This window comes from Chryseosolibacter histidinae (genome assembly GCF_018598225.1).
In the GTDB taxonomy this organism is placed as follows: domain Bacteria; phylum Bacteroidota; class Bacteroidia; order Cytophagales; family Cyclobacteriaceae; genus Chryseosolibacter; species Chryseosolibacter histidini.
In genome coordinates this window covers 1-20,800 of sequence record NZ_JAHESF010000073.1, presented here as the reverse complement: position 1 = coordinate 20,800, position 20,800 = coordinate 1, and the positions used below count along the sequence as shown (strand labels likewise).

Below are 20,800 nucleotides of genomic sequence, written 5' to 3'. Positions count from 1 at the left end.
CACTTACAGGGGGCGTTTCAGCCGAAAGGCAAATCCTTCGGAAGAAGATTGGCAACCGTGGTCTGATCCGATCGTGGTAACAGAGATCAGCCCTGCCAAGCCAACGATAGAGGTGAAGGGAACCACACACCTGCGGGGCCCTGGTCTTGTCAGCAACGACGCGAACAACACGGTGGTGCTCAGGTCGGTGCCCGAAGCCGAGCTGTACACGTGGTATAAGAACGGTGTGGCGCTGAATTTTCCGAACACCGATGTGAACGATACGTTGCGCACGGCAACGCTGACAACCTCCAGCGCGGGTTCCAACGGTGCCTATACGCTGGTGACAAGTTATTCCTATTGTCCCAGTCCGCCATCCGATCCCGTTCAGCTGTTCTTCAACAACTCGGCGCCCCAAAACATGGTGTTCGATGCCACCGCCGCCAACTTCAAAGGAACGCTGATGCCTTCGGGTGTGTTTCTCAGCTGGAACGATCTTGTGAGCAACGAAACAGCCTACGAGATCTGGAGAAAGAAAGCTGGCACCGCTGATTTTAAGTTCGCAGGTCGTACTGCCAAGGATGCCATCTCATTTTACGACGGAGGGCTGGAGCCCGGCACCACGTACCTCTACAAGCTGCGTGCGGTCAGTAAAACGGGAGCTTCCAACTACGTTCCTTCCAATGACGTGAACATCAACTATCAGATCACAACGGGCGGAGATGCCACGCCACCTTCGCCGCCACAGGAGCTGACCATGACGGCCAACACCATCAGCAGCATCACCCTGGCCTGGAAACCCGCTGCTGACAACACGGGCATCCAACGATACGAAGTTACTTATGGCGGTACCACGATATCGACCGATACGTCACTGACCACGTTTACCATCACCGGGCTTCCTGCCAATACGGAGTTCCCGGTTTATGTGACGGCCGTTGATCATGCCGATCACGTCTCGCCACCTTCCAACCAGATCACAGGTTCCACCTATGTGCTGGGCCTCAACTACAAGCACAGCACGGGGGCGTGGATAGACCTTGACGATCCGACCATGGTAGCCACGTGGGCTGATCCGGAGTTTACAGGTAAGGTCAAGAATTTTTCACTCACCCCCCGAACGCAGGAAGACTTTTTCAATTTTCAGTTCTCGGGTTATTTTGATATCCCTGCAACAGGCGATTACATTTTCAGGCTGAGCTCCGACGATGGCAGCAGGATGTTCCTCGATGCCGATACCATCATTGATAATAATGGAAGCCACAGTACGGTAGTGAGATTCAGTGATACGCTGCACCTTACGGCAGGACCACATCCCGTTGACGTTTATTATTTTGATTATTCAGGAGGTCAGTCGTTGAGTGTTCAGTACAAAGGGCCGGACCTGAGTGTGGCCTACAAAGCTGTACCGGATTCCATGATCCGCAGTGGTGCCTATAAGCCGCCCGTGATTCCTGCCGTTCCCCTGAACCTTGTGGCGCAGGGAAGTGGTATGCAACGCATCGACCTGAGCTGGCAGAGCAGTACCGGAGACGTTGAAGTTTACCGGTCGGCCGCAGCAAACGGAACTTTTGCTATCGTAGGCAGAAGTGGCACCGGTGTATATGCCGATACAACCGGGCTGACCCCGGGCACAACTTATTATTATAAAGTGAAGACAGTTACGGCAGCCAGCGCTTCCGCTTTTTCAACGATCGTTTCTGCTACCACGGCAGGCGATTCGGAGGCGCCCTCCGTTCCGTTATCACTTCAGCTGAGCAGCAAGACACAAACGCAGGTAGCCCTCACCTGGACGGCTTCCACAGACAATGTAGCGGTAACAACCTACGAGGTGTTTTCCGGCGGACAGCTCGCAGGGTCAACGTCACTGCCCGCGTTCACAGTTACAGAACTGGCGCCGGGCACCGCGTACAACATTACAGTAAAAGCCGTGGATGCCAGCGGGAACAGGTCAGCCATGTCGGCACCCCTGGCGGTTACAACAGCTCCTTCGGCGATGTATTACGCGATGGCTACTGGTGCTCTGAACAATGTAGCCACCTGGAAACAGCAACCGAACGGTACGGGAAGCTCACCTGCGGACTTTACAACCAACGGACAATTTTTTGTGATCAGCAACCGCACACAGACCAGCGTTGGCGGGCCCTGGGAGATCTCCGGCAATGCTTCGAAGCTGATCGTGCCCACCGGTGTTACGCTCACGGTCGATCAGCCACTGACCGCCACGGTAGACCTGGAGGGCACTGCCACGCTGAACCTCAACCACGAGACGGTGCCGGTGCTGAACAAACTGAGCGCTGCATCAACAGTGAATTTTAATGTGTATGGTTTCATTCCTTCGAATACGTATGGAAACATCCAGCTCTCCGGAAGTGGTACAAAAACCTTCGATGCCGGTGCTACGCATGTATCCGGCAACGTGACCATCGCCAATGGACTCACCGTAAAGGGTGCGCCGGGCAATGAAACCGTGCTGACGGTAGGTGGAAACCTGATAGCGAACGGGACGCTGAATGCTCCGGCCTCCGACAACAGGATCGATCTCCGGTTCACTGAGAACACAGCGCATACTTTATCCGCTGCCGCGGGATTGAACTTTTACCAGATCACCGCAGGTACGAACGCAGCGGTCACCGTACAGGGCGACGCACAGAAAATAATACTGGGATCCTCGGGCGGCGGAGGGCTTGCGCTCGCGACGGGAGCCAGCTTCAACATCGGCGCGCGCACACTTCATATTTCGGGCGCTGGTGTCGTCAACGCACAAAACGAGACGGGAAAGATCAGTGTGAACGGAGGCGATGTGAAGATCACATCATCGTCAGGTATGCCGTCAAACCTGTACTTCGACGCCACAAACAATAACATCGATACATTGTTGATAGATTGTGCATCGGGCTCCGTTGCAGCACAGGCGCCTGCCAGCATTGCCGGTGCCGTGGTAGTGAACGGTGGCGTGCTGAATGCCAACGGACAGGTTACACTGCTGAGCACAGCCACCCGTACAGCGGTGATCGCTCCTTTGGGTGATAATGCTGCCATCACCGGAAATGTAAATGTGCAGCGGTACCTCGAGCCTTTGGGTGAACACTGGCGTGACCTCTCGGCTCCGGTGGCCGGTGTCACGGTTGCCCATTGGCAGAATTACTTTGCCATCACGGGTCAGTTCACCGGTGCTTCGGCGGGTTCCTCAGAGCCATCCATGTTCATTTCAAATGGCACGGGATTGACTGCCTATCCTTTCGCAGGCGGATCGAACCAGGCAGCCATCGAGAAGGGCAGGGGGTATGCCGTGAAGCTGAACGGAGCATCACCGGTCACGTTGCAGATGTCTGGCAATCCATTCCAGGGAAATGTTTCTTTTAATCTCAATGGTGGCACTGGTGGTGGCGCTGACGACGGGTGGAACCTCGTTGGCAACCCGTATGCGTCACCCATCACCTGGAGCGCAGACGGCGGCGCCTGGAGCAGCGCTGGCATCGTCAACACGATCGCCATTCGCGAAAGCAAAACCATCGACGGCCAGATGGTGACCCGGTATATCTATCACAACGCATTGTTAGCGCCTGGTATTATCGGTTCAGGTCAGGCGTTCTGGGTACGGACTTATAACCAGTCTCCCTCGCTGATGGTCACGGAAAAAGCAAAAACTGTAACGCCGGAAATTGCTCCGGTTCCGGAGACTGCCACCCACATCGTTGTACGGTTAATGCAGGGCGCCCGTGAAGACGCCACCTATATCCTCTTCACAGAGACGGGCACCGATGCGTTTGACGATCTTTATGACGCGATCAAAAAACAGAATGAAGGAATGTTCAACCTCTCGAGCCTTACGGGTAACAACATCAATGTGGCCGTGAATACATTGGGCAACAGCTTCTGTTCTAAAACGGTAAAGCTCAATGTGCAGCAGGTGCCACCCGGAAATTATACGTTAGGTTTCGACGCGCTGGAGTCCGTTGCCGGTGTCGGCCATGTGACCCTCACGGATCATTACACGAATCACACCGTGACTGTCGATGCTTCAGGATACGCTTTCGCGGTGGATGCAAATCCTGCGAGCTATGGCACTGACCGGTTCACGCTCACCTTTGCCCGCACCCAGCTCGATGTGAATACACCCCAGGTGCAGGCTTCTGCAATCTGCGGACAGGACGATGCAGTCATCACCATCGCCCATAGCCAGGCCGGTGCCGAATACGTTGTACTGAATGAAAATGAGGCGATCATTTCTGAGGCTGCCGAGGGCAACGGTGAGTCGCTTGTGCTGGCGCTTCATAAAGACAAACTGATCACGGGCACCAATCATGTTCGGGTTAAGGCTGCCTTCAGGGGATGCGAGGAGCAGCTGCTGCCCGCACAGGTGGCCTTTGACTATACGCCTGATTTTTCGATCTCCGTTCAGGATGATGCTTCAGTATGCCAGGGCGAGCAGGCCATGCTTCAGGCTTCGGGAGCACCTGCGGGCGGATCCTACAAATGGTACGATGAAGATCATACCGAGCTGGGTACGCATGCGTCGACCCTGCTCACACCACCGGTATTTACCGAGACCATTTTTTATGTTGCCGGCGTCAATGCTGGAGGTTGCGAGTCTGCATTGAACAGCATTCGCGTGTACGCCGATACCCTCGAGACACCGGAGATCATTTTTTACAACGACACCCTGTTCACGCAGGTGGAGGCGCAGTTCCAGTGGAGGAAAGACGGCGCAGCCATACCGGGCGCGACAAAACCCTTTTTTAAGCCTGAGCAACCGGGTAACTACACCGTGGTGGCCTTCACGGGAGGTTGCTCACGCGAGTCACTGGTGTATAATTACAATAAAGATCCTGACTGCCAGATCAACACAACGGCACCGGTAGCGGAAGCCGGTAATACCTGTGGAAGTGATGCCGTGATCATAACACTCGGAACAAGTGAAACCGGCGTGGTCTATACGGCCATCAATGAGAACGATGACGTGATCTCCGCGCCGGGAAATGGCAACGGCACAACGATCGCACTCGAGGTGTCGGGCGCTGCGTTGTCATCCGGTGAGAACAATATCCGCATCAAAGCTACACGGCAGGGATGTGCAGACCGCATACTGGCATCCGTGGCAACCTTTGACTATGTTCCACCTTTTGCCGTCATCGCTCCCGACACCATCAATGTATGCCGGGGCGTGGATGTGATGATCCGCGTTTCCGGGTCACCGGAAGGAACGTACGCATGGTACGACGCCAGTGGTGAGAAGATAGAAGGCGCCACCTACGATTCGTACGTTACTGCACCCATCGAAACTGCTACCGTTGTTCATGTCAGCGCTATTCATGGTGGATGTGAAGGCGAGCAGAAAACGATCCATATTATTCCCGACGGCCTCGGAAAGCCCGTGATCACAGTTCAGGATAACGTGCTGTCCACGCAGGTCAGCGGATCGCTGCAATGGAAGCTGAACGGTACGCCCATCGCCGGTGCCACCGCCAATACATTCACACCTACTGCTTCCGGTCTTTATACGGTGGTGGTATCGCAGGGCAACTGTTCACAGGAGTCTGACGGATTTGAGTTTTCCGTGACAGGCATCGATGACGGTTATTCGAAAGAGTTTGTGCTGCATGCTTACCCCGTTCCGGCAAATAGCAACGGCTTCAGCCTCAAAGTACAATCGCCAAGACCCGAGCAGGTGTTTATAGAGATCATTGACATCACAGGCCGCAAAGTGTTCACAAGGTCTTACACGTTTGAGGAGCTTCGCCAGGGTGTTCCCGTGACGCCGGTGTCCGGACCTTTGACCGAAGGTGTTTATTGTGTGATCGCCACGCAAGGGAAAACGGAGGTGCGAAAAAGGGTGGTGGTTAATAATCGGTAATCAGTAATCAGGTAATCGGTAATCGGTTTTTGTTCTGAATGGATTACTGTTTACCGATCACCATTTACCATTTTACCGGCTATTTCGGTGTTTCGTGGAAAAATTCTATTTTTGCCCCGAAAACAACCCCTTTTAGCATTATGAGTTTTCTTTCTAAGATGAACCGTGGCATAGAGAGCTTCATCGAATTTCTCGTTTTCTTTTCACGGTGGTTCCAGGCCCCCATTTATTTGGGCCTGATCCTCGGTTCCGGCCTTTATGTATACAAGTTCATGGAAGAGCTGACCCGCCTCTTCCAGCAGATCCAGAATTTATCGGAAGTGGAAGTGATGCTCGCGATCCTCGGATTGATCGATATTTCCATGGTAATGAACCTGCTGATTATTGTGATCATCGGTGGTTACTCCATTTTTACGAGCCGCATCGACTTCGATAAACAGGAAGACCGCCCGCACTGGATCGATAACCTCGACGCAGACAGGCTTAAAGTAAAACTGGCCACTTCCCTGGCTTCCATTTCCGGTGTGCACCTCCTGAAAACATTCATCGATATTCATTCAGAAACGAAAACCCAGGGTCTCGATGCTTTGCGATTCGAGATCTCGATCCACCTGGTGTTCATTATCTCGGCCCTGATCCTTGCATGGATCGCCAGAATATTGGAGCATAAAGAAGTATCTAAAACTGCTACCGTGTTCAATAATTCGGTGCAACAGCTCAAAGGCAAGGAGGTCATCAAATCAGAGTGAGGCTACGATGCAGCACGAGGCAATGGCCGGCGACTCTTCAAAGAGGATCTCTTTTACCTTGAACTGCTCCTGCGCCAGGTTCTGCCTTACCGTTTCGCAGATCCGTTTCATTCCTCCCGTGGAGGGAGGCTGGTAAAACAGATATAACGTGCCTTTGCGTGCGAGATGCTGCCGGATAATGGCAAGCTCTTTGGCCGCGCTGGTGGTCCAGAATACGTTTACATTGAACGCAAAGATCTTGTTATAACCCTGCGGTCCGGGCTTGAGCGCCAGCAGCGCCCGTTTCAGCACCTGCGCTTTTTTTGTCTTGATGAACGCGCGGTTGCGTTCCATGGCCTTTTGCACCATGGAGTCAGACTTGTCGATGGCCGTGATGGTTCCCTTTTCCAGCAACGGCGCGATCAGGCTCACGGCAAAGCCGACGCCACAACCCAGCTCAAGCACGTTGTCTGATGGGGCAATGTCCAGAACGGATACCGCCCAGTTGAAACGTTGGTTGGTCTTCATATTTTTTTAATCCAACCCCAGTAGACCGTCATTCTGAACGCAGCATGTGTGCAGGCGCGCGGGAGTGAAGAATCCCCTTTTAGCGAAGTACACATCGAAAGACTTGCTCTCGAATTAAGTACGCAGTAAGTTTCCGGGGGATCCTTCGCTCACACTGGCCACCCCGCCTGGGTCACCGCTCTGGATGACGGTCTTCGAGGGGAGGATGTCGACTATTTCAATTGCTTCCTTCGCCCACCGGATTGCCCTGGTTGTCGAGCACGATCACCTTGCCTTTGAGCTGCGTTACTTCCTTCAGCTGGCTGGCCTTGTCACCCACGATCAGGTAGATCATGTCAGGCTCGCTCATGTACTGGCCGATCACCGATTTGAAATCGGCGAGCGTCATCTTCACCAGCGCCTGCTGACTTTCTTCGATGAATTTTTTCGACCGGTTGTATTTGCTGATCTCGCGCAGTGCGCCTAGCTTCGAGCCCAGGCTTTCATAACTCAGTGTACTGGCTTTCAGTACCTTGTTTTTGGTCACCTCCACGTCCTGCGCGCTGAAATTTTTACCGTAGTCAGCCAGGATCGATTGGATGATCTGCAGCGACGGTAACGTGGCATTGCTTCGAACACTGGTGCTCACCATGAACGGTGCCGGTGCCTTGGTAGCGTTAACGAATGAGTAGGCGCCATACGTGTAACCTTTCTCCACCCGCAAGGTCTGAAAGAGTTTTCCGCTCGATCCGCCACCCAGGATCTCGTTGGCAAAGTTAAGCTTGTCGCTGTTGGGATCTGTGGCAGAGAGGGCAATCCTTCCCGCCAGGATCACAGATTGTTTGGCATCGGGGAAGTCAACAAAGTATACGTTGCCCGCGGGCGCTGGCTGTGGTGCCACGCTCGCAGCGCTCTTCACAGGTTTTGCCGGCCACTGTTTTTCAAGCGATGTAATCGTTTTGACCACGCGTGACTTGTCAACGGCTCCGGCAATATGGAAGGCCGCTCCAGTAGGGGAAAAGTTGCTCGCATAATAACTTTTGAGATCGTCAAGGGTGATGTTGGCCGTGGTTTGCAAGGTGCCCATCACAGGAAGGCTGAAGATATGGTTGGGGCCATAGATCAGTTTTATGAACACACGATTGGCAATGGCCGTGGCGTTGGCTTCGTTGCCTTTGAGGCTGGTCTCCAAAGCTTTCTTCAGGCGCTCATACTCCGCTACATCCCAGCGTGGTTCCAGCAGCATCTCCTGCGCCAAAGCGAAAGTGGCTTCAAAGTTCCGCGCAAGACAACCTCCTGTGATCCTGATCTCTTCGTTTGCGCACTGGATCGTAATGGAAGAGCCGAGCAACCCGATCGCCTCTTCCAGCTCCGCGGGAGTACGTTTGGCGGTTCCCTGCATCATGAGCTGCGCCATCAGGTTTGCCACCCCGGCTTTGTCAGCAGGATTCAGGGCGTGGCCACCGGGAATGGTGATATCGAAAGTAACGAGTGGTATCTCGCTGTTCTCCGTGCCGATGATGGAAAGTCCGTTGTTCAGTTTGGCGTCCCAGATCGGTTGCATTTTAAAGAGTGGCAGCTCACCGAATGCCGGCTCCGAGCGGTCATATTTGGTTTTTGTTTTTAGAGTGTCTGCCTCGCCACCCCGCGTCACGTTCTCGTTCTGTACGCCGGCCACGATCTGTTCCTGCCAGACGGTAGCGGGTGTTGCGCCTTTCACAACGAGGTTGGTCTGGCCTTTCGGCACCACGCTGGTCATCAGGTAAGGCTTACCTTTGATGTACTGGTTGTAGACCCGCATGATATCTTCGCGCGTTACGGCCTGGGTCATGGCTGCCGACTTGATGATATACGCCGGGTCACCGATAAATTCATTCGCGTTTGCCAGGGTAAAAGCTTTGCTGAGCACCGTACCGATACCGTTGTAGAGGGATGTCTCCTGCTCGGCTTTCACACGTTGCAGGTCGTTGTCTGTAAAACCTTCCTTTTCAAAAAGTGCCAGTCCTTCTTCGATGGAGGCCTTCACGTCGTCGAGGCTTGTGCCGGCATTGGCCCTTACCCGGAAAACGAATTCGCCGGCAAGCTCCTCGCCGTCCTGAGAGCTGTTCACACCCGGAGCCTGTTTTTTCTGCTCTACAATGATCCTGTACAACGGCGATTTACGGCTTCCGCTCAGCAGCTCGCTCAGGATGTCAAGCGCATACACGTCGCGGTGGTAGTTCTCTACTGTAGGGAACACCAGGCGAAGCTCCGGCAGCCGCGCGAAGTTGTCTTCGAAATAAAATGATTTGACCTGGTCGAGTTTCACCGGCATGGGCTTCATGGGCTTTACTTCCGGTCCCTTCCTGATCTCCCCGAACCAGCGTTGTACTTTGTCTTTGGTTTCTTTGATATCGATGTCGCCGGCGATCACCAGCGTGGCATTGTTGGCGCCGTAGTACATTTCGTAGAACTCCTTTACATCGTCAAGGGTTGCGGCCTGGAGGTCGGGCAGCGAGCCGATCACAGTCCAGTGATAGGGATGATCTGCGGGGTAAAGATTGGTGCGGATGATCTCGTCGGTATAGCCATAAGGTACGTTGTCCACGTTCTCGCGTTTTTCATTTTTCACCACCTGCTTCTCGGCCTCGAGCGCTTCTTTGGTCACGGTGTTGATCATGTAGCCCAGCCTGTCTGAGTCGATCCACAGGATCTTGTCGAAGGCGTCTTTGGGCACTACTTCATAGTAGATGGTGCCATCAGACCAGGTGCCGCCATTCCGCCGGCCACCCCATTCGGGGATCAGCTTGCGGTTAGCGCCTTGTGGGGCATTCTCTGAGTCGTTGAACGACATGTGCTCGAAAAAATGTGCGAATCCTGTTTTACCGGGTTTCTCACGACTCGAGCCCACATGCATGAGCGTAGCCACGGCGATAATAGGGTCGGAATGATCTTCGTGCAGCACCACCTCCAGGCCATTGGCCAGCGTAAATTTTTCATAGGGAAGCGCAAATGAAGCTTTGCCTTTCTGTGGAGATTGCGCCGTAACGGCTCCCCCAAACATGGTGAGCAGTGTGACTATGCGTAAAACGTGTTTCATGGGTTAAGGGGTTAATGAGTCAATGTTAGGTTAACTCAAAGTTATCATTCTGCGGATGGATACTTCCAACAATGTGATAAGCGGGCGGTGGGTAGAAAAAAAATATCCGGCCAGGGACGCAGGCCGGATATCAAAATCCTCATTCAATTTTATCCATGAAACTAAAAAATTGCACGAGGTACAACAACTTTACCCTAACATCACCTACCCGGTGAATTTAATAGTTCATGTTGTTTCGATAAAATTTGCGTGGGACTAGACATGGTACCTCCTTTCTTTTAGTTGAACATCAGCAGCAGGCAGCGTTCAACTAACTTATGAACCATGGCTGCTACCGGCAACGACCGCTGCCGATCTCTTAACGCAGGCATTTCTAAAAACGTTTGTCGCGCCCGAAATAATTTCGGACTGTCGGTCGCCGGCAACCGGAGTGTCTGAATATCGAATATCGAACAAAGAACGCCGAATTTCGAAGGAGTCACCACTTCGAAATTCTATATTCGATATCCCTTGGTTCGATATTCAAAAATGACAAGACACTGGTCTTAATCCGATAACTTCTCAGCGAGCTTTCCGGCTTGAATGGGTTTGTTGCTTGTGCGGGCATATTCATGGGTGAACGCCGCCCCGAAATACAGGATGAATGAGCTGTAAAAGATGAAAAGCAATACCAGTGCGATGGAGGCCGAGGCGCCGAAGATGGATGCCATTTTACCGTGGATCAGAAATTTGCCCATCACAAATTTTCCCAGGCTGAACAGCACGCCGGTGAACAATCCGCCGGTAAAGGCAACTTTCCATTGAACACGGGCTTCGGGCAGAAGTTTGAAGACCATGGTGAACCACAACGTGATCACAACAATAGAGAAAAAGATATTCACCACCCGGATCAGGGCAGTATGCACCTGTGGTATCAGCTCGTGGAGGTAGTCGCGGAAGATAGAGACCGATGTATCCAGAAAGAGCGCAAACAGGAACAGCGCGCCGGTTAATAATATAACGCCGGTCTCGATCGCTCTTTCCTTGACGCCGTAACCCAGCTCTTTTCCTGATTTTTGCCGGATATTCCAGATCTTGTGAATGGCACGCCTGACCACGCTCAGCAAGGTAGTGGCCACAAAAACGAAGAACAACGAGCCTCCGAGGGTCACCCAGATGTTGCTTTCCAATGTCCTGAAATTGTTAACGATCAGTTCGATGTCCATCGCCGTCTCCTGCCCGAAAATGGAGGCGATCTTGCTGAAGAGCTGCGGACGGATGCTCTCCCGGTTGAAGTACAGGGTGAGCACATTTACCAGGATGATGATGATCGGCGATATGGCGAAGGTGGTGAAAAAAGCCGTGGCAGCGGATAATGTCAGCGGATCGTTCTTCCGCAGCAGCCTGTAAGCGCTTCTCAGGAGTTGTAATGGCTTGCGTCGGTTACCCTTCATTTGCTAAAAATGCAAAAATGATCATGAAAGACATAATGCGCGGCAAAATACAACGCATTATTCCAGCAACCCATCCACACGCGAAAATGAATACCCTTCTTTCTTCAGGTACACGATAAGCTCCTCCAGCCTCGAATAGAATTTATCTGTGCGCGCTGGTGCCGTGCCGATGTGAACAAGCAGGATAAAACCGTTCATTCCGTTTTGTTTCTCGTAGGCAGTGATGGACTGGTAGATCGTTTCGCTGCTCCTGTAATTACGAAGGTCTGGCGTGGTATAGTCCGCATGGCTGATCGTGCCGGGAGAGAAGTTGATAAGCTGCAGCCCTTCCTGCCGCGTCCAGGCAGAAATGGTGTCGTTGTACCACTCGAAAGGAGGCAGAAAATAGGGGGCGTCCGACTTACGGATACCGAATTTTTCCATCTCGCTATAATTCGCCCGGAGGTCGTCCAGGAATTGTGTGCGGGTGACCAGGAGGCTGTCGCGCACCGACCAGTCACAATATAGCAGGTGCTTGTCACTGTGCGCGCCCAGATAATGCCCATCACGCCTGAGGTCCCGGATGAGACCCCGGAAGGAGGGATTCCTGTAAAAGTTCCCGGTGAAGAAAAACGAAGACTTTACTTGCTGGCGTTTGAGCGTTTTTGTGATCAGGGAGCCGCCGTCTGCAAACTCATCGCCAGTAAAGACCAGGGCAATTTCTTTCCTGGCCTTGTCGCCACGGATGATCGCTCCCCGGCTAACGGTCAGGGCTTTTTTTTTAAACCCGGGTTTTCATTTTCCTTCGCGGCAAGCAGGTAGATCATACTGGCGGTTCCATCCATCGTTGGTTCGTTGGTGGCGTAGTCGGCATAGTCATCGTGGTACACCACAAGGTCGCTCTGAAATTCGGCATACTCGTCACCCCGCACAATGCGTACACCGCGTTGTTGTTTGAAGATGCTGCCGTATACAGGACCATCCACCAGGCTGCCCAGGGTCTGATAACCGTGCAGGAAGTTGAGGGAAGAGTGTGGATCATCAGGATAATCTCCATTGGCAGGAAGGCCTATCACCATGCTGGTCCCCCAGGGATTGCAGCCCAGGAGCCAATCGAACGTTGCCTGCTCTAACGCCTCGTAGGTGTTGTCGCCGGAGAGCTCGCGGTACCAGTAACATTGAATGGCAAACGATGCCTGCAGGTTGTTGCTGCACCAGATGAAGGGCACACCCCGGAAGAACGCGTTGTGCTTTGCTTTCTTCCAGACACTTTCAATGCCGTCGCGATAGAATTTGATCACCTGCTTCCGGACCTTCTCGTCGGCTACTTTTGCAAGCTCATAATGGCCAACGTTAATGAATGGATACCACTGATAATGATTGGCGGTATCTTTGCCGAGCCAGGGTGTTTGCTTTTCCTGTTCAGCATAACGGAAAGAAGCCTCCAGGTATTTTTTGTCTTTTGACATGGCGTAGACCTGTGCCGCGGCGAGCTCCATGTCGTCAACCCAGTTGTCTTCTTCATAGAAATACGGTGACAAATAACATGCGGTCTGGGTATTGCCGGGTTTTCGCAGGCCGAAAGCGTAGGCGGAGAATGCGCGTTGCTTCAGCAGGTTGGCGTATGACTTGTCTTGTTGCTCGAACAGCTGGAAGCCCAACGCAAAGGCACTCGAGAATTTTCCGGCGGTGGAGGAAGTGCCCGTGGTCCGGTTCCGGTATTTGCTGAGTCCCTGCGGTTCGCCGGTGACAAAGTAGATAGGGCGTTCTTTTCCCTTGCCATAATTGGCCTTATCGTTCGTGGGCAGCCTGAAGCCGATATGGTCGCGGTCGTCCGCAAGCTGGTTGAAAAGCCAGTCGGGCTGGGGGTGCATCTTCAGCAGCCAGTCGAGGCCCCATCTTGCCTCGTCGAAAACGTCCGGGATGTTGTTGCTTCCAGGCATACCGTTGGCGAGGTGAAGGTCGCCGAACACAGCAGGGAAATCGCGGTAAGCTGCCAGCAGATGGTAAGTGGCGTTGGCCGAGGTCATGGAGTACTGCAGGTAGTCGGTAGCATCATGCCAGCCTCCGCTTACGTCAAGGTGTGTGCTGTCGGGCATGGGGCCATACATGGTATAGCCGTCATCCGTATGGCAGGAGTCTTTCAGGAATGGATTGTAGCCACTGCGCTGCTGCCGCATGTATTGAAGGCCGAAGTCTGCGCTGTTTTTATATACATCGTCACCGATGGTAAACACTGGTGATTCTGCGCTGCCTGCCCGAAGCTTATAGTTGCCAGGTTTGGTGAAGGCAGAGAAGTCAAGCCGGTACGATTGTTTGAAAGGTCCATAGGCGCCGTAAGCCTTGCCGCTCTTGCCTTCGAACACCACAGCGCTGCTTTGATTATCGATCAGCTGAAAGCCCGAGAGCTGCCCATCCTGTTTGCTGCACCACACCGCTACTTTGACTCCTCCGGGTTTGTATCCCAGCAAGTTGATGCGGATCCATCCTGAAGGTGGTTCCTGCTGAAAGGAGAGTAGGAGCAGCGAAAACAAAAACAACCAGCGGTACTTTAACATATCCAATAGTTAAGGTTGGCAATATGAACAAGCCGGTGAAAGAAAGCAACCACTGTTTTCAGGGATAAATTGAAAGGGGGTAAGGAGCCGGGAGTAAGTAGCTTCTTACTCCTTACTCCTTCTCAAAACGTGGCATGGGTATTTTTGGAACTTCGATAAACCAAAAAACGCTTATGAAAACTTTACTGTATACTTTATTTATTGTTGCCTGCTGCGCGTTGGTGAACTGCGGGCCTAAAGCCACTGCTAATCGCAATAGCAATATGGAAGGCTGGCATTTCCATGTATGTTCCAACGAGACCAAGGCTACCCGTATCTGGTTCGAGCTGAGCGGCAAAACGAAAAAAGAGAAATATCAAAGCAGGGAGCTGAAGTGGACTTCCGGTAAAGGAACGTTTGTCACGGTGCCCGAGGATATGCGTTATATCGACGGGCTCAACCTCTCCATCAGGACCAGCGGCAAAAGGAAAGCCAAAGTATGTGTGCTCTATGGCGATTATGTGGTTGATTCCCTCGACGTTTCCGGCACAGAGAACCAGAAGCTGAGCAAAGAGAACCGGGATGACTGCCCATGTTAAAAAGAGTAGCATAAGGTACGAGATACGAAGTACGGGCGCCACGTACCTCGTATTTCGTACCTCGTACTTTTCAATAGCCGGTTTTCCGAATTCTGCTGAATTATCATATCTTGTCAGGTATGAAGTCGGAGCTTTTTTCAATTGCAATATCAGATAGCATCGGATCTGTTTCGGCAGAGCTGATGGAACCACCGAAGATGAAGGCCGTGATGGCACTGGCCCATGGCGCAGGCGCAGGCATGAGTCATCCTTTCATGAAGTCATTGTCGAAAACACTCGCTGACCACGGCATCGGTACCATCCGTTACAACTTCGCCTACATGGAGAAAAAGAAGAAGATGCCCGACCCTCCGGCGATCGCAGAGAAAACAGTCAATATGGTGCTGGAGAAAACACATGAGATGTTCCCGGCGATCCCTGTGCTGGCGGGTGGAAAATCTTTCGGTGGCCGCATGACATCACAGCTGGCATCGCGACAGGCTCCTGCGTTCCTGAAGGGAATTGTCTTCTATGGTTTTCCGCTTCACGCGATGGGCAAACCTTCCACCGACCGTGCTGCACATCTTGCCAAGGTGCCTGTTCCCATGCTCTTCCTTCAGGGTACAAAAGATACCCTCGCTAATATCGAGCTCATTCAACAAGTAGTCTCTACACTGCCGGCCGCACGTATCGAGATCTTCGATGGTGCAGATCATTCATTCAAGTCCAGCGGCAAAAAAGACCTCATTCCAGACCTTTCGTCGAAGACATCTGCATGGTTTGAATCATTATAATGTGCCGCTTGTTAGTGTTGTACAAGCAGCATTGATGAATTTCAAAGCGGCCGTTTGTCGGATAAGCGTACACATTCTTCGTTGAACCAAGTCAACATCAAGTGAAGTGACTGTTTAAGATTGTCTACACAATCGTCCGGCAATTGCGGGGCACGGTATTTTTTATCAAGCTGGCGGGAAATTAATGGAGTGAAGTGATGGAACGAGAAGGAGCGGAGGAGAAAAAGAAAACTTCCAATCGTGGATTTGCATCCATGAGTCCCGAGCAACAACGGGCGATCGCGAGAAAAGGAGGCGAAGCCGTGAGCAGGAACCGCGAGCATATGGCTTCCATTGGATCCAGAGGCGGTGAAGCTGTTAGTAGAAATCGCGAGCACATGTCCGAAATCGGTAGAAAGGGAGGAGAGGCCGTGAGCCAGGACCGTGAGCATATGAAGCGCATCGGTCGAAAAGGTGGCGAACGCGGTCGTGGCAGTCAGGCCAAGCGCAAGAAAGATCAGGATGAGGAACTGAACGCAAACAAAGAGTGAGGATCATTTTTAAATACTTATACAAACAAAAAAAATGAATCATGGAAGGAAGAGGAGAGAATACAATGAAGAGGACTGCTAACCGTGGATTCGCGTCTATGGATCGTGAGCAGCAACGCGCCATTGCGCGTAAGGGGGGACTAGCTGTCAGTCAGAATCGTCAGCACATGGCAGAGATAGGTCGCAAAGGCGGCGAAAGCAGCGGAGAGAGCAGGGGCCGAAAGAATACCCCCGAGAATCAACCACAACAGCAACAACAGGAACAAGGTGAAAATGTGGAATAGTCAAATGAAAATTTGACTCTCCAATAACCCGGAAGAGGTTGTATCAAAATTAGCATCCGTAGCCTGGTCATCGCCAGGAATGCCGGTGAGGCTGCGGTGAATCCCGGTAAACCACAGGATTCGGCTAGGTTGATATGACCTCTTTTTTTGTTACCGAGACTAGTTGCCAGTTACCGGTTGCCAGTTGCCGGTTTCGCGTAGTGTACGTGTTTAAGAATTCTGCTTCGATTACAGGGTTGAGGCCGAAGCGTGAGATATACCTGAATTGGAACACCACACTTAAAAAGAGAACTCAGTCTGAACTGGCTATCCGGCAACTGGCAACCGGCGACCGTCTCACTTCTCAAACGCTTCCATCAGCTCCTTCTTCCGGTTAGGAGAAACTTCAAGCTCTTTATTATTCTTCATCGTGATGTACCCTCCTTTGCCTTTGGAGTAGCGGATCACATATTCAGGATTGATGAGGTAAGAGCGATGGATCCGTACGAACCGGTACGGCCGTAGCAGATCTTCAAAATGTTTCAGGGTGCGGCAGATCAGCTGGGGTGGTCCGCTTTCGAAGTGAAAACGGGTAAAGTTGTCCTCCGCTTCACAGTACATGATGTTGCGGATGCTTACGATCTCAAAACCTTCCAGCGTGGGCAGCATCACTTTCTGATGTTGTTCGGGACCTGCCCGTAGATTGTCAAGCAGGATCCGGGCGTGTTGTGTGTAATGGTCTTCGCTGCGTTCTTTCCTGATCTTCTCCACCGCTTTGATCAGCTCATCGATGTCGATCGGCTTCAGCAGATAATACGCTGCGCTCTGGTTCAGGGCCTGCATGGCGTAGTGGTCGAACGCCGTCACAAACACGGTCTCAAAGCTGATCTCCGGGGCCCGGTCAAGAAGGTCGAAGCCATTCCCGTAAGGCATTTCGATGTCCAGGAAAACAATGTCGGGCTGATGTTCTGCGATGGCTGCCAGTCCTGTATCCACCGATTCACCAAAACCGCTTACCGTTACGCCGGGGCAATATTTGGCAATGTAGTTGGCCAGTATCTCGCGGCTGTCCTTTTCGTCGTCGATGATCACTGCTTTCATGCGTTGCTGTTTTGGTTTTGCGCCGGAACATGCACCAGCACCGAGGTTCCGGTTCCGGATGCCGCATCCAGGTCGCGGATCTCGATGTGGTAGTTCGACCTGTACACTTTGTTGATGATGGTAAGTCGCTCCTCGATATTCTTCAGGGCAGTGGAAGCCTGTTTCTTCTGGTTGTTGGTCTTGAGCGCTGCCGATCGTTTCCGCCCGATGCCATCGTCCGTGATCTCCACTTCAAGACCGTGACCGTTCCTGCGCATATGCAGCGAAAGGTGTCCTTTGGTTTCCTTGTACCGCAGGCCGTGCCACACTGCATTTTCGATGTAGGGCTGCAGCAGCATGGGTGGGATCTCGATCGCCTCGGTATTGATATCGTCATCAACCTTCATCTCGTAATCGAACTTGTCGCGGAAGCGATAATGCTCCAGCTTCAGGTAAAGTGAGATGATCTCCTGTTCCTTGTACAGGGGAATAAAATCTTCCTGAGAATTTTCAAGCACCAGCCGCATGAGTCGCGAGAACTCGGAGAGGAACTTGTTGGCCGTTCTTTCATCGTTCTGGGCTATGAAATGATTGACAGAGTTGAGCGCATTGAAGATGAAATGCGGGTTCATCTGGCTGCGCAACGACTTCAATGCCAGCAGCTGGTTGGCAATTTTGCTCGCCTGCGCATTTTTGTAAATGAAATAAGAGGTCACACCAATGATGGCGATGATGAGCAACAGGCCATAGATGATCAGCCGCTGCCGGAACACAGTGCCCCTGGCGATGGTCTCTTCACGCTGGCCGATGGCGACGTCTTTCGTAAGTGACTCGATGTCTTTCTGTTTTTTGATCAGCTCTGCTTTTTCCGTGAGCCTCACTTCGTTCTGCGCGTCTGCTTTCTTTACGGCTTCACTGTATCGGCGGTAGGCAGACAACGCCTGTGTGCTGCGCCCATTCTTCTCGTAGATCCCCGCAAGGGCAAGGAATGCTTTAGCCTGGTCTTTGGGACTGTTAATGGTGTCGGCCATCAATGCGGCTTCCTCCAGCTCGCGGATGGCCTCGGAGGTCTCGCCTTTGGCCTCCAGCGCCTTGCTGATGCCTACTTTGTCTTTGGCCACCTCCGGAAGGTTCTTCGACTCGAGGTTGTATTCGATAGCTTTGTTTCGCAGATCGATCTCTTCATCGTAACGCTGCTGCTCGTGCAGCGCTCCGGTCACTTCCTCCTTCGCCTCGTTCAGCCCTTCGTCCTGCTTTTGTGGTACCGAAGCTTTTTGCTGCGGGGCGGCGGCGCGGTTGGAACGCAGCGTGTTCTGAGAATATTCCAGTGCGTCTTTTGCTTTGTCCACATCGTTTGTGCGGGCGTAGATCCTGGCGCGCTGGTTCTGAATGCTCACCTTCAGTGTTTCATCGTAGATCTTCGAGCTCGGCATGGAGATGTTGTCAACCGTACGCAAGGCTTCCTCATAATTGCCCATCTGGTAATAGACCTCCGAGATGCCCAGCTGTGCATAGGCGCGCTCGGATGAGCTTAGCCGCAGTGAGAGCATCTCCTGATAGCGCTGCAGGGCACGGGCATGGTCACCGAGCCGGAGACTGGTCTCGGCCAGTCCGCGCAGGGCCGTCCTGAACTCGGGACTGTTCGTGTACTTGTCCCTGAGCTTTTCGTATCCGCTGTTATAGTTGTCCAGTGCCAGCTTCCACTCTTCGATGCGCTCGTTGATCTGCCCCAGCATCACATAACATTTGCCTTCGTCCAGCGCATTCTTTTGAGCGAGGCTGACGCCCAGCGCTTCCTCCACCTTATTGAGCGCTTCGCGTGGATTATTGTCTTTGAGGGTCAGGGCTTCGTCCAGCAGATCGTCAGCGCTCAGCTCCGCCGATCGCTCCTTGAGGCTTTTATAACGGTCTGCCTTCTTCTTCTCCTGTGCCATCGCCGGCAGGCAGAGCCAGGGGCCCGAAAGCATCAGAATGATCGCGAAAAAGCCTTGTAAACGCATAACGGCACCAATTTACCTATTTTATTCATTCACGCTGGCGCAGTCACCCGTCTGAAAGCAGGGTTCCCTCATTGGCAGGCTTGCTTTACCCGGCCGGCATCCCCCTTCACTAAGTGTAGCGATCATTTGCCGTTTTTTAACGTGAATTTTATCAAAAACAAATTCAACATGAAAACGATACGCACCTTCAGCCAGCGCTTTGCAAAGGCCATCATCCCCATGCTTACCATGGTCTTACTGTTCAGCGGGTCCAGGCGGGCATGGGCAGGAGAACCGCAGCCCGGCAAGACACCTGGTAAAGACCAGACCATCATGCTGGCCCTGCTGCTCGATACCAGTAACAGCATGGATGGACTGATCGACCAGGCCAAGTCACAGCTTTGGAAGATCGTGAATGAGCTTGCCGCGGCGAAATGTTCGGATGGCGCCCGTCCCGGCATCCGCATCGCGCTCTATGAATATGGCAACGACGGCCTTCCTTCGTCCGAGGGGTATGTGCGACTGGTGAGTCCGTTGACAAGCGATCTGGACGTGATCTCCGAAAAGCTCTTTTCCCTGACCACCAACGGCGGCAACGAGTATTGTGGTTATGTGATCAACAAGTCGCTGAAGCAGCTGGAGTGGTCCGCCTCGAATGCCGACCTCAAGATGATCTTCATCGCCGGCAACGAGCCGTTCACACAAGGACCCATTCCGTACCACATGGCCTGCAACCTGGCCAAGGAGAAAGATGTGGTGGTGAATTCAATTTTCTGCGGACCGTTCAGCGAAGGTGTGGAAACATCATGGAAGCGTGGCGCAGAGCTTACCGGTGGAACTTACATGAGCATCGAGCAGGATCGTAAGACAGTTTATATCCCTTCACCATACGATGAAAAGATCGACGCCCTGAACGACAGGCTCAACGACACCTACATCTATTACGGACAGTCCGGCGCCTACAAAAAGGAACAGCAGAAGGTACAGGACAGCAATGCCGAAAGCTATGGCCAGGCCAACAAGGTGGAACGCGCCATCTCCAAAAGCTCTCATGCCTACAAGAATTCTACGTGGGACCTGGTGGACGCCGCCAAAGACGATGAAAAAGTGATCGCCGAGACCAAAGAAGAGCAGCTGCCAAAAGAAATGAAGGGCATGAGCACCGAGCAACGGAAAGCCTACGTGAACAAAAAATCCGCCGAGCGCGCCCAGATCCAGAAGGAGATCCAGCAGCTGAACGAAAAACGCCGTGTCTACATCGCCCAGCAATCGGCCGGAAACGCTGCCGCTGCCACCCTCGACGCCTCCATGCTCACCGCAGTAAGGGCGAAAGCCAAAACGAAGGATCTGAGGTGGGAGAAGTGAGAGAAGAAGTCAGGAGCCAGGAGTCGGAAGTCAGAAGAGGAGCGTTCAGCAATGGGGCAGGGAGTAAGGAGTAAGGAGTAAGGAGTAAGGAGTAAGGAGTAAGGAGTAAGGA

At 52.7% G+C, this 20,800-nt stretch carries 14 protein-coding genes; 7 read left to right on the top strand and 7 right to left on the bottom strand.

Features of this window, described 5'->3' with window-relative positions; genetic code table 11:
* The first annotated feature begins 73 nt into the window (after positions 1 to 73).
* On the top strand, positions 74 to 5,836 hold the full coding sequence (locus tag KK083_RS31500; RefSeq protein ID WP_254170142.1) for a fibronectin type III domain-containing protein: 5,763 nt from the start codon (positions 74 to 76) through the stop codon (positions 5,834 to 5,836).
* Between the two features lie 140 nt (positions 5,837 to 5,976).
* On the top strand, positions 5,977 to 6,585 hold the full coding sequence (locus tag KK083_RS31495) for a TIGR00645 family protein (RefSeq protein WP_254170141.1): 609 nt from the start codon (positions 5,977 to 5,979) through the stop codon (positions 6,583 to 6,585).
* Here the strand turns inward: KK083_RS31495 and KK083_RS31490 are convergent.
* From KK083_RS31490 to KK083_RS31470, 5 genes are all read right to left on the bottom strand, one after another.
* Entirely contained in the window at positions 6,577 to 7,092 is a 516-nt protein-coding gene (locus KK083_RS31490; protein WP_254170140.1) for a class I SAM-dependent methyltransferase, read from the bottom strand. The genes KK083_RS31495 and KK083_RS31490 overlap by 9 nt on opposite strands.
* 217 nt (positions 7,093 to 7,309) lie before the next feature.
* Entirely contained in the window at positions 7,310 to 10,150 is a 2,841-nt protein-coding gene (locus tag KK083_RS31485) for a M16 family metallopeptidase (RefSeq protein WP_254170139.1), read from the bottom strand.
* A 545-nt stretch (positions 10,151 to 10,695) separates the two neighbouring features.
* Entirely contained in the window at positions 10,696 to 11,583 is an 888-nt protein-coding gene (locus KK083_RS31480) for a YihY/virulence factor BrkB family protein (RefSeq protein ID WP_254170138.1), read from the bottom strand.
* A 57-nt stretch (positions 11,584 to 11,640) separates the two neighbouring features.
* Positions 11,641 to 12,234 carry a polysaccharide deacetylase family protein gene (locus KK083_RS31475; RefSeq protein WP_254170143.1) on the bottom strand — a complete coding sequence of 198 codons (594 nt, stop codon included), beginning with the start codon at positions 12,232 to 12,234 and terminating at the stop codon, positions 11,641 to 11,643.
* Between the two features lie 95 nt (positions 12,235 to 12,329).
* On the bottom strand, positions 12,330 to 14,120 hold the full coding sequence (locus tag KK083_RS31470) for a glycoside hydrolase family 9 protein (RefSeq protein WP_254170137.1): 1,791 nt from the start codon (positions 14,118 to 14,120) through the stop codon (positions 12,330 to 12,332).
* Between the two features lie 173 nt (positions 14,121 to 14,293).
* On the opposite strand from KK083_RS31470, the gene KK083_RS31465 reads away from it, so the two are divergent.
* From KK083_RS31465 to KK083_RS31450, 4 genes are all read left to right on the top strand, one after another.
* On the top strand, positions 14,294 to 14,698 hold the full coding sequence (locus KK083_RS31465) for a hypothetical protein (RefSeq protein ID WP_254170136.1): 405 nt from the start codon (positions 14,294 to 14,296) through the stop codon (positions 14,696 to 14,698).
* A gap of 119 nt (positions 14,699 to 14,817) precedes the next feature.
* The gene (locus KK083_RS31460; protein ID WP_254170135.1) at positions 14,818 to 15,471 is read left to right on the top strand and encodes an alpha/beta hydrolase family protein; all 654 of its coding nucleotides are present in this window, start codon (positions 14,818 to 14,820) and stop codon (positions 15,469 to 15,471) included.
* Between the two features lie 197 nt (positions 15,472 to 15,668).
* The gene (locus tag KK083_RS31455) at positions 15,669 to 16,001 is read left to right on the top strand and encodes a KGG domain-containing protein (protein ID WP_254170134.1); all 333 of its coding nucleotides are present in this window, start codon (positions 15,669 to 15,671) and stop codon (positions 15,999 to 16,001) included.
* A 41-nt stretch (positions 16,002 to 16,042) separates the two neighbouring features.
* Positions 16,043 to 16,285 (top strand): KGG domain-containing protein, encoded by a 243-nt coding sequence (locus tag KK083_RS31450; protein ID WP_254170133.1) that lies wholly within the window; start codon positions 16,043 to 16,045, stop codon positions 16,283 to 16,285.
* A 336-nt stretch (positions 16,286 to 16,621) separates the two neighbouring features.
* Here KK083_RS31450 and KK083_RS31445 read toward each other — a convergent pair whose 3' ends face one another.
* Positions 16,622 to 17,365 carry a LytR/AlgR family response regulator transcription factor gene (locus KK083_RS31445; RefSeq protein WP_254170132.1) on the bottom strand — a complete coding sequence of 248 codons (744 nt, stop codon included), beginning with the start codon at positions 17,363 to 17,365 and terminating at the stop codon, positions 16,622 to 16,624.
* Complete coding sequence (locus KK083_RS31440; RefSeq protein WP_254170131.1) at positions 17,362 to 19,344, bottom strand: tetratricopeptide repeat-containing sensor histidine kinase; 1,983 nt, start codon at positions 19,342 to 19,344, stop codon at positions 17,362 to 17,364. Before KK083_RS31440 ends, KK083_RS31445 begins: the two co-directional genes overlap by 4 nt.
* Positions 19,345 to 19,512: 168 nt before the next feature.
* Here KK083_RS31440 and KK083_RS31435 point away from each other — a divergent pair, with 168 nt between their 5' ends.
* Entirely contained in the window at positions 19,513 to 20,688 is a 1,176-nt protein-coding gene (locus KK083_RS31435; RefSeq protein ID WP_254170130.1) for a vWA domain-containing protein, read from the top strand.
* Positions 20,689 to 20,800 lie beyond the last annotated feature (112 nt).

Bases quoted from the DNA above. Each gene is read 5' to 3' on its own strand.
- KK083_RS31495 (WP_254170141.1), top strand. From the start codon at position 5,977: ATGAGTTTTCTTTCTAAGATGAACCGTGGCATAGAGAGCTTCATCGAA.
- KK083_RS31490 (WP_254170140.1), bottom strand. From the start codon at position 7,092: ATGAAGACCAACCAACGTTTCAACTGGGCGGTATCCGTTCTGGACATT.
- KK083_RS31485 (WP_254170139.1), bottom strand. From the start codon at position 10,150: ATGAAACACGTTTTACGCATAGTCACACTGCTCACCATGTTTGGGGGA.
- KK083_RS31480 (WP_254170138.1), bottom strand. From the start codon at position 11,583: ATGAAGGGTAACCGACGCAAGCCATTACAACTCCTGAGAAGCGCTTAC.
- KK083_RS31470 (WP_254170137.1), bottom strand. From the start codon at position 14,120: ATGTTAAAGTACCGCTGGTTGTTTTTGTTTTCGCTGCTCCTACTCTCC.
- KK083_RS31465 (WP_254170136.1), top strand. From the start codon at position 14,294: ATGAAAACTTTACTGTATACTTTATTTATTGTTGCCTGCTGCGCGTTG.
- KK083_RS31460 (WP_254170135.1), top strand. From the start codon at position 14,818: ATGAAGTCGGAGCTTTTTTCAATTGCAATATCAGATAGCATCGGATCT.
- KK083_RS31455 (WP_254170134.1), top strand. From the start codon at position 15,669: ATGGAACGAGAAGGAGCGGAGGAGAAAAAGAAAACTTCCAATCGTGGA.
- KK083_RS31450 (WP_254170133.1), top strand. From the start codon at position 16,043: ATGGAAGGAAGAGGAGAGAATACAATGAAGAGGACTGCTAACCGTGGA.
- KK083_RS31445 (WP_254170132.1), bottom strand. From the start codon at position 17,365: ATGAAAGCAGTGATCATCGACGACGAAAAGGACAGCCGCGAGATACTG.
- KK083_RS31440 (WP_254170131.1), bottom strand. From the start codon at position 19,344: ATGCGTTTACAAGGCTTTTTCGCGATCATTCTGATGCTTTCGGGCCCC.
- KK083_RS31435 (WP_254170130.1), top strand. From the start codon at position 19,513: ATGAAAACGATACGCACCTTCAGCCAGCGCTTTGCAAAGGCCATCATC.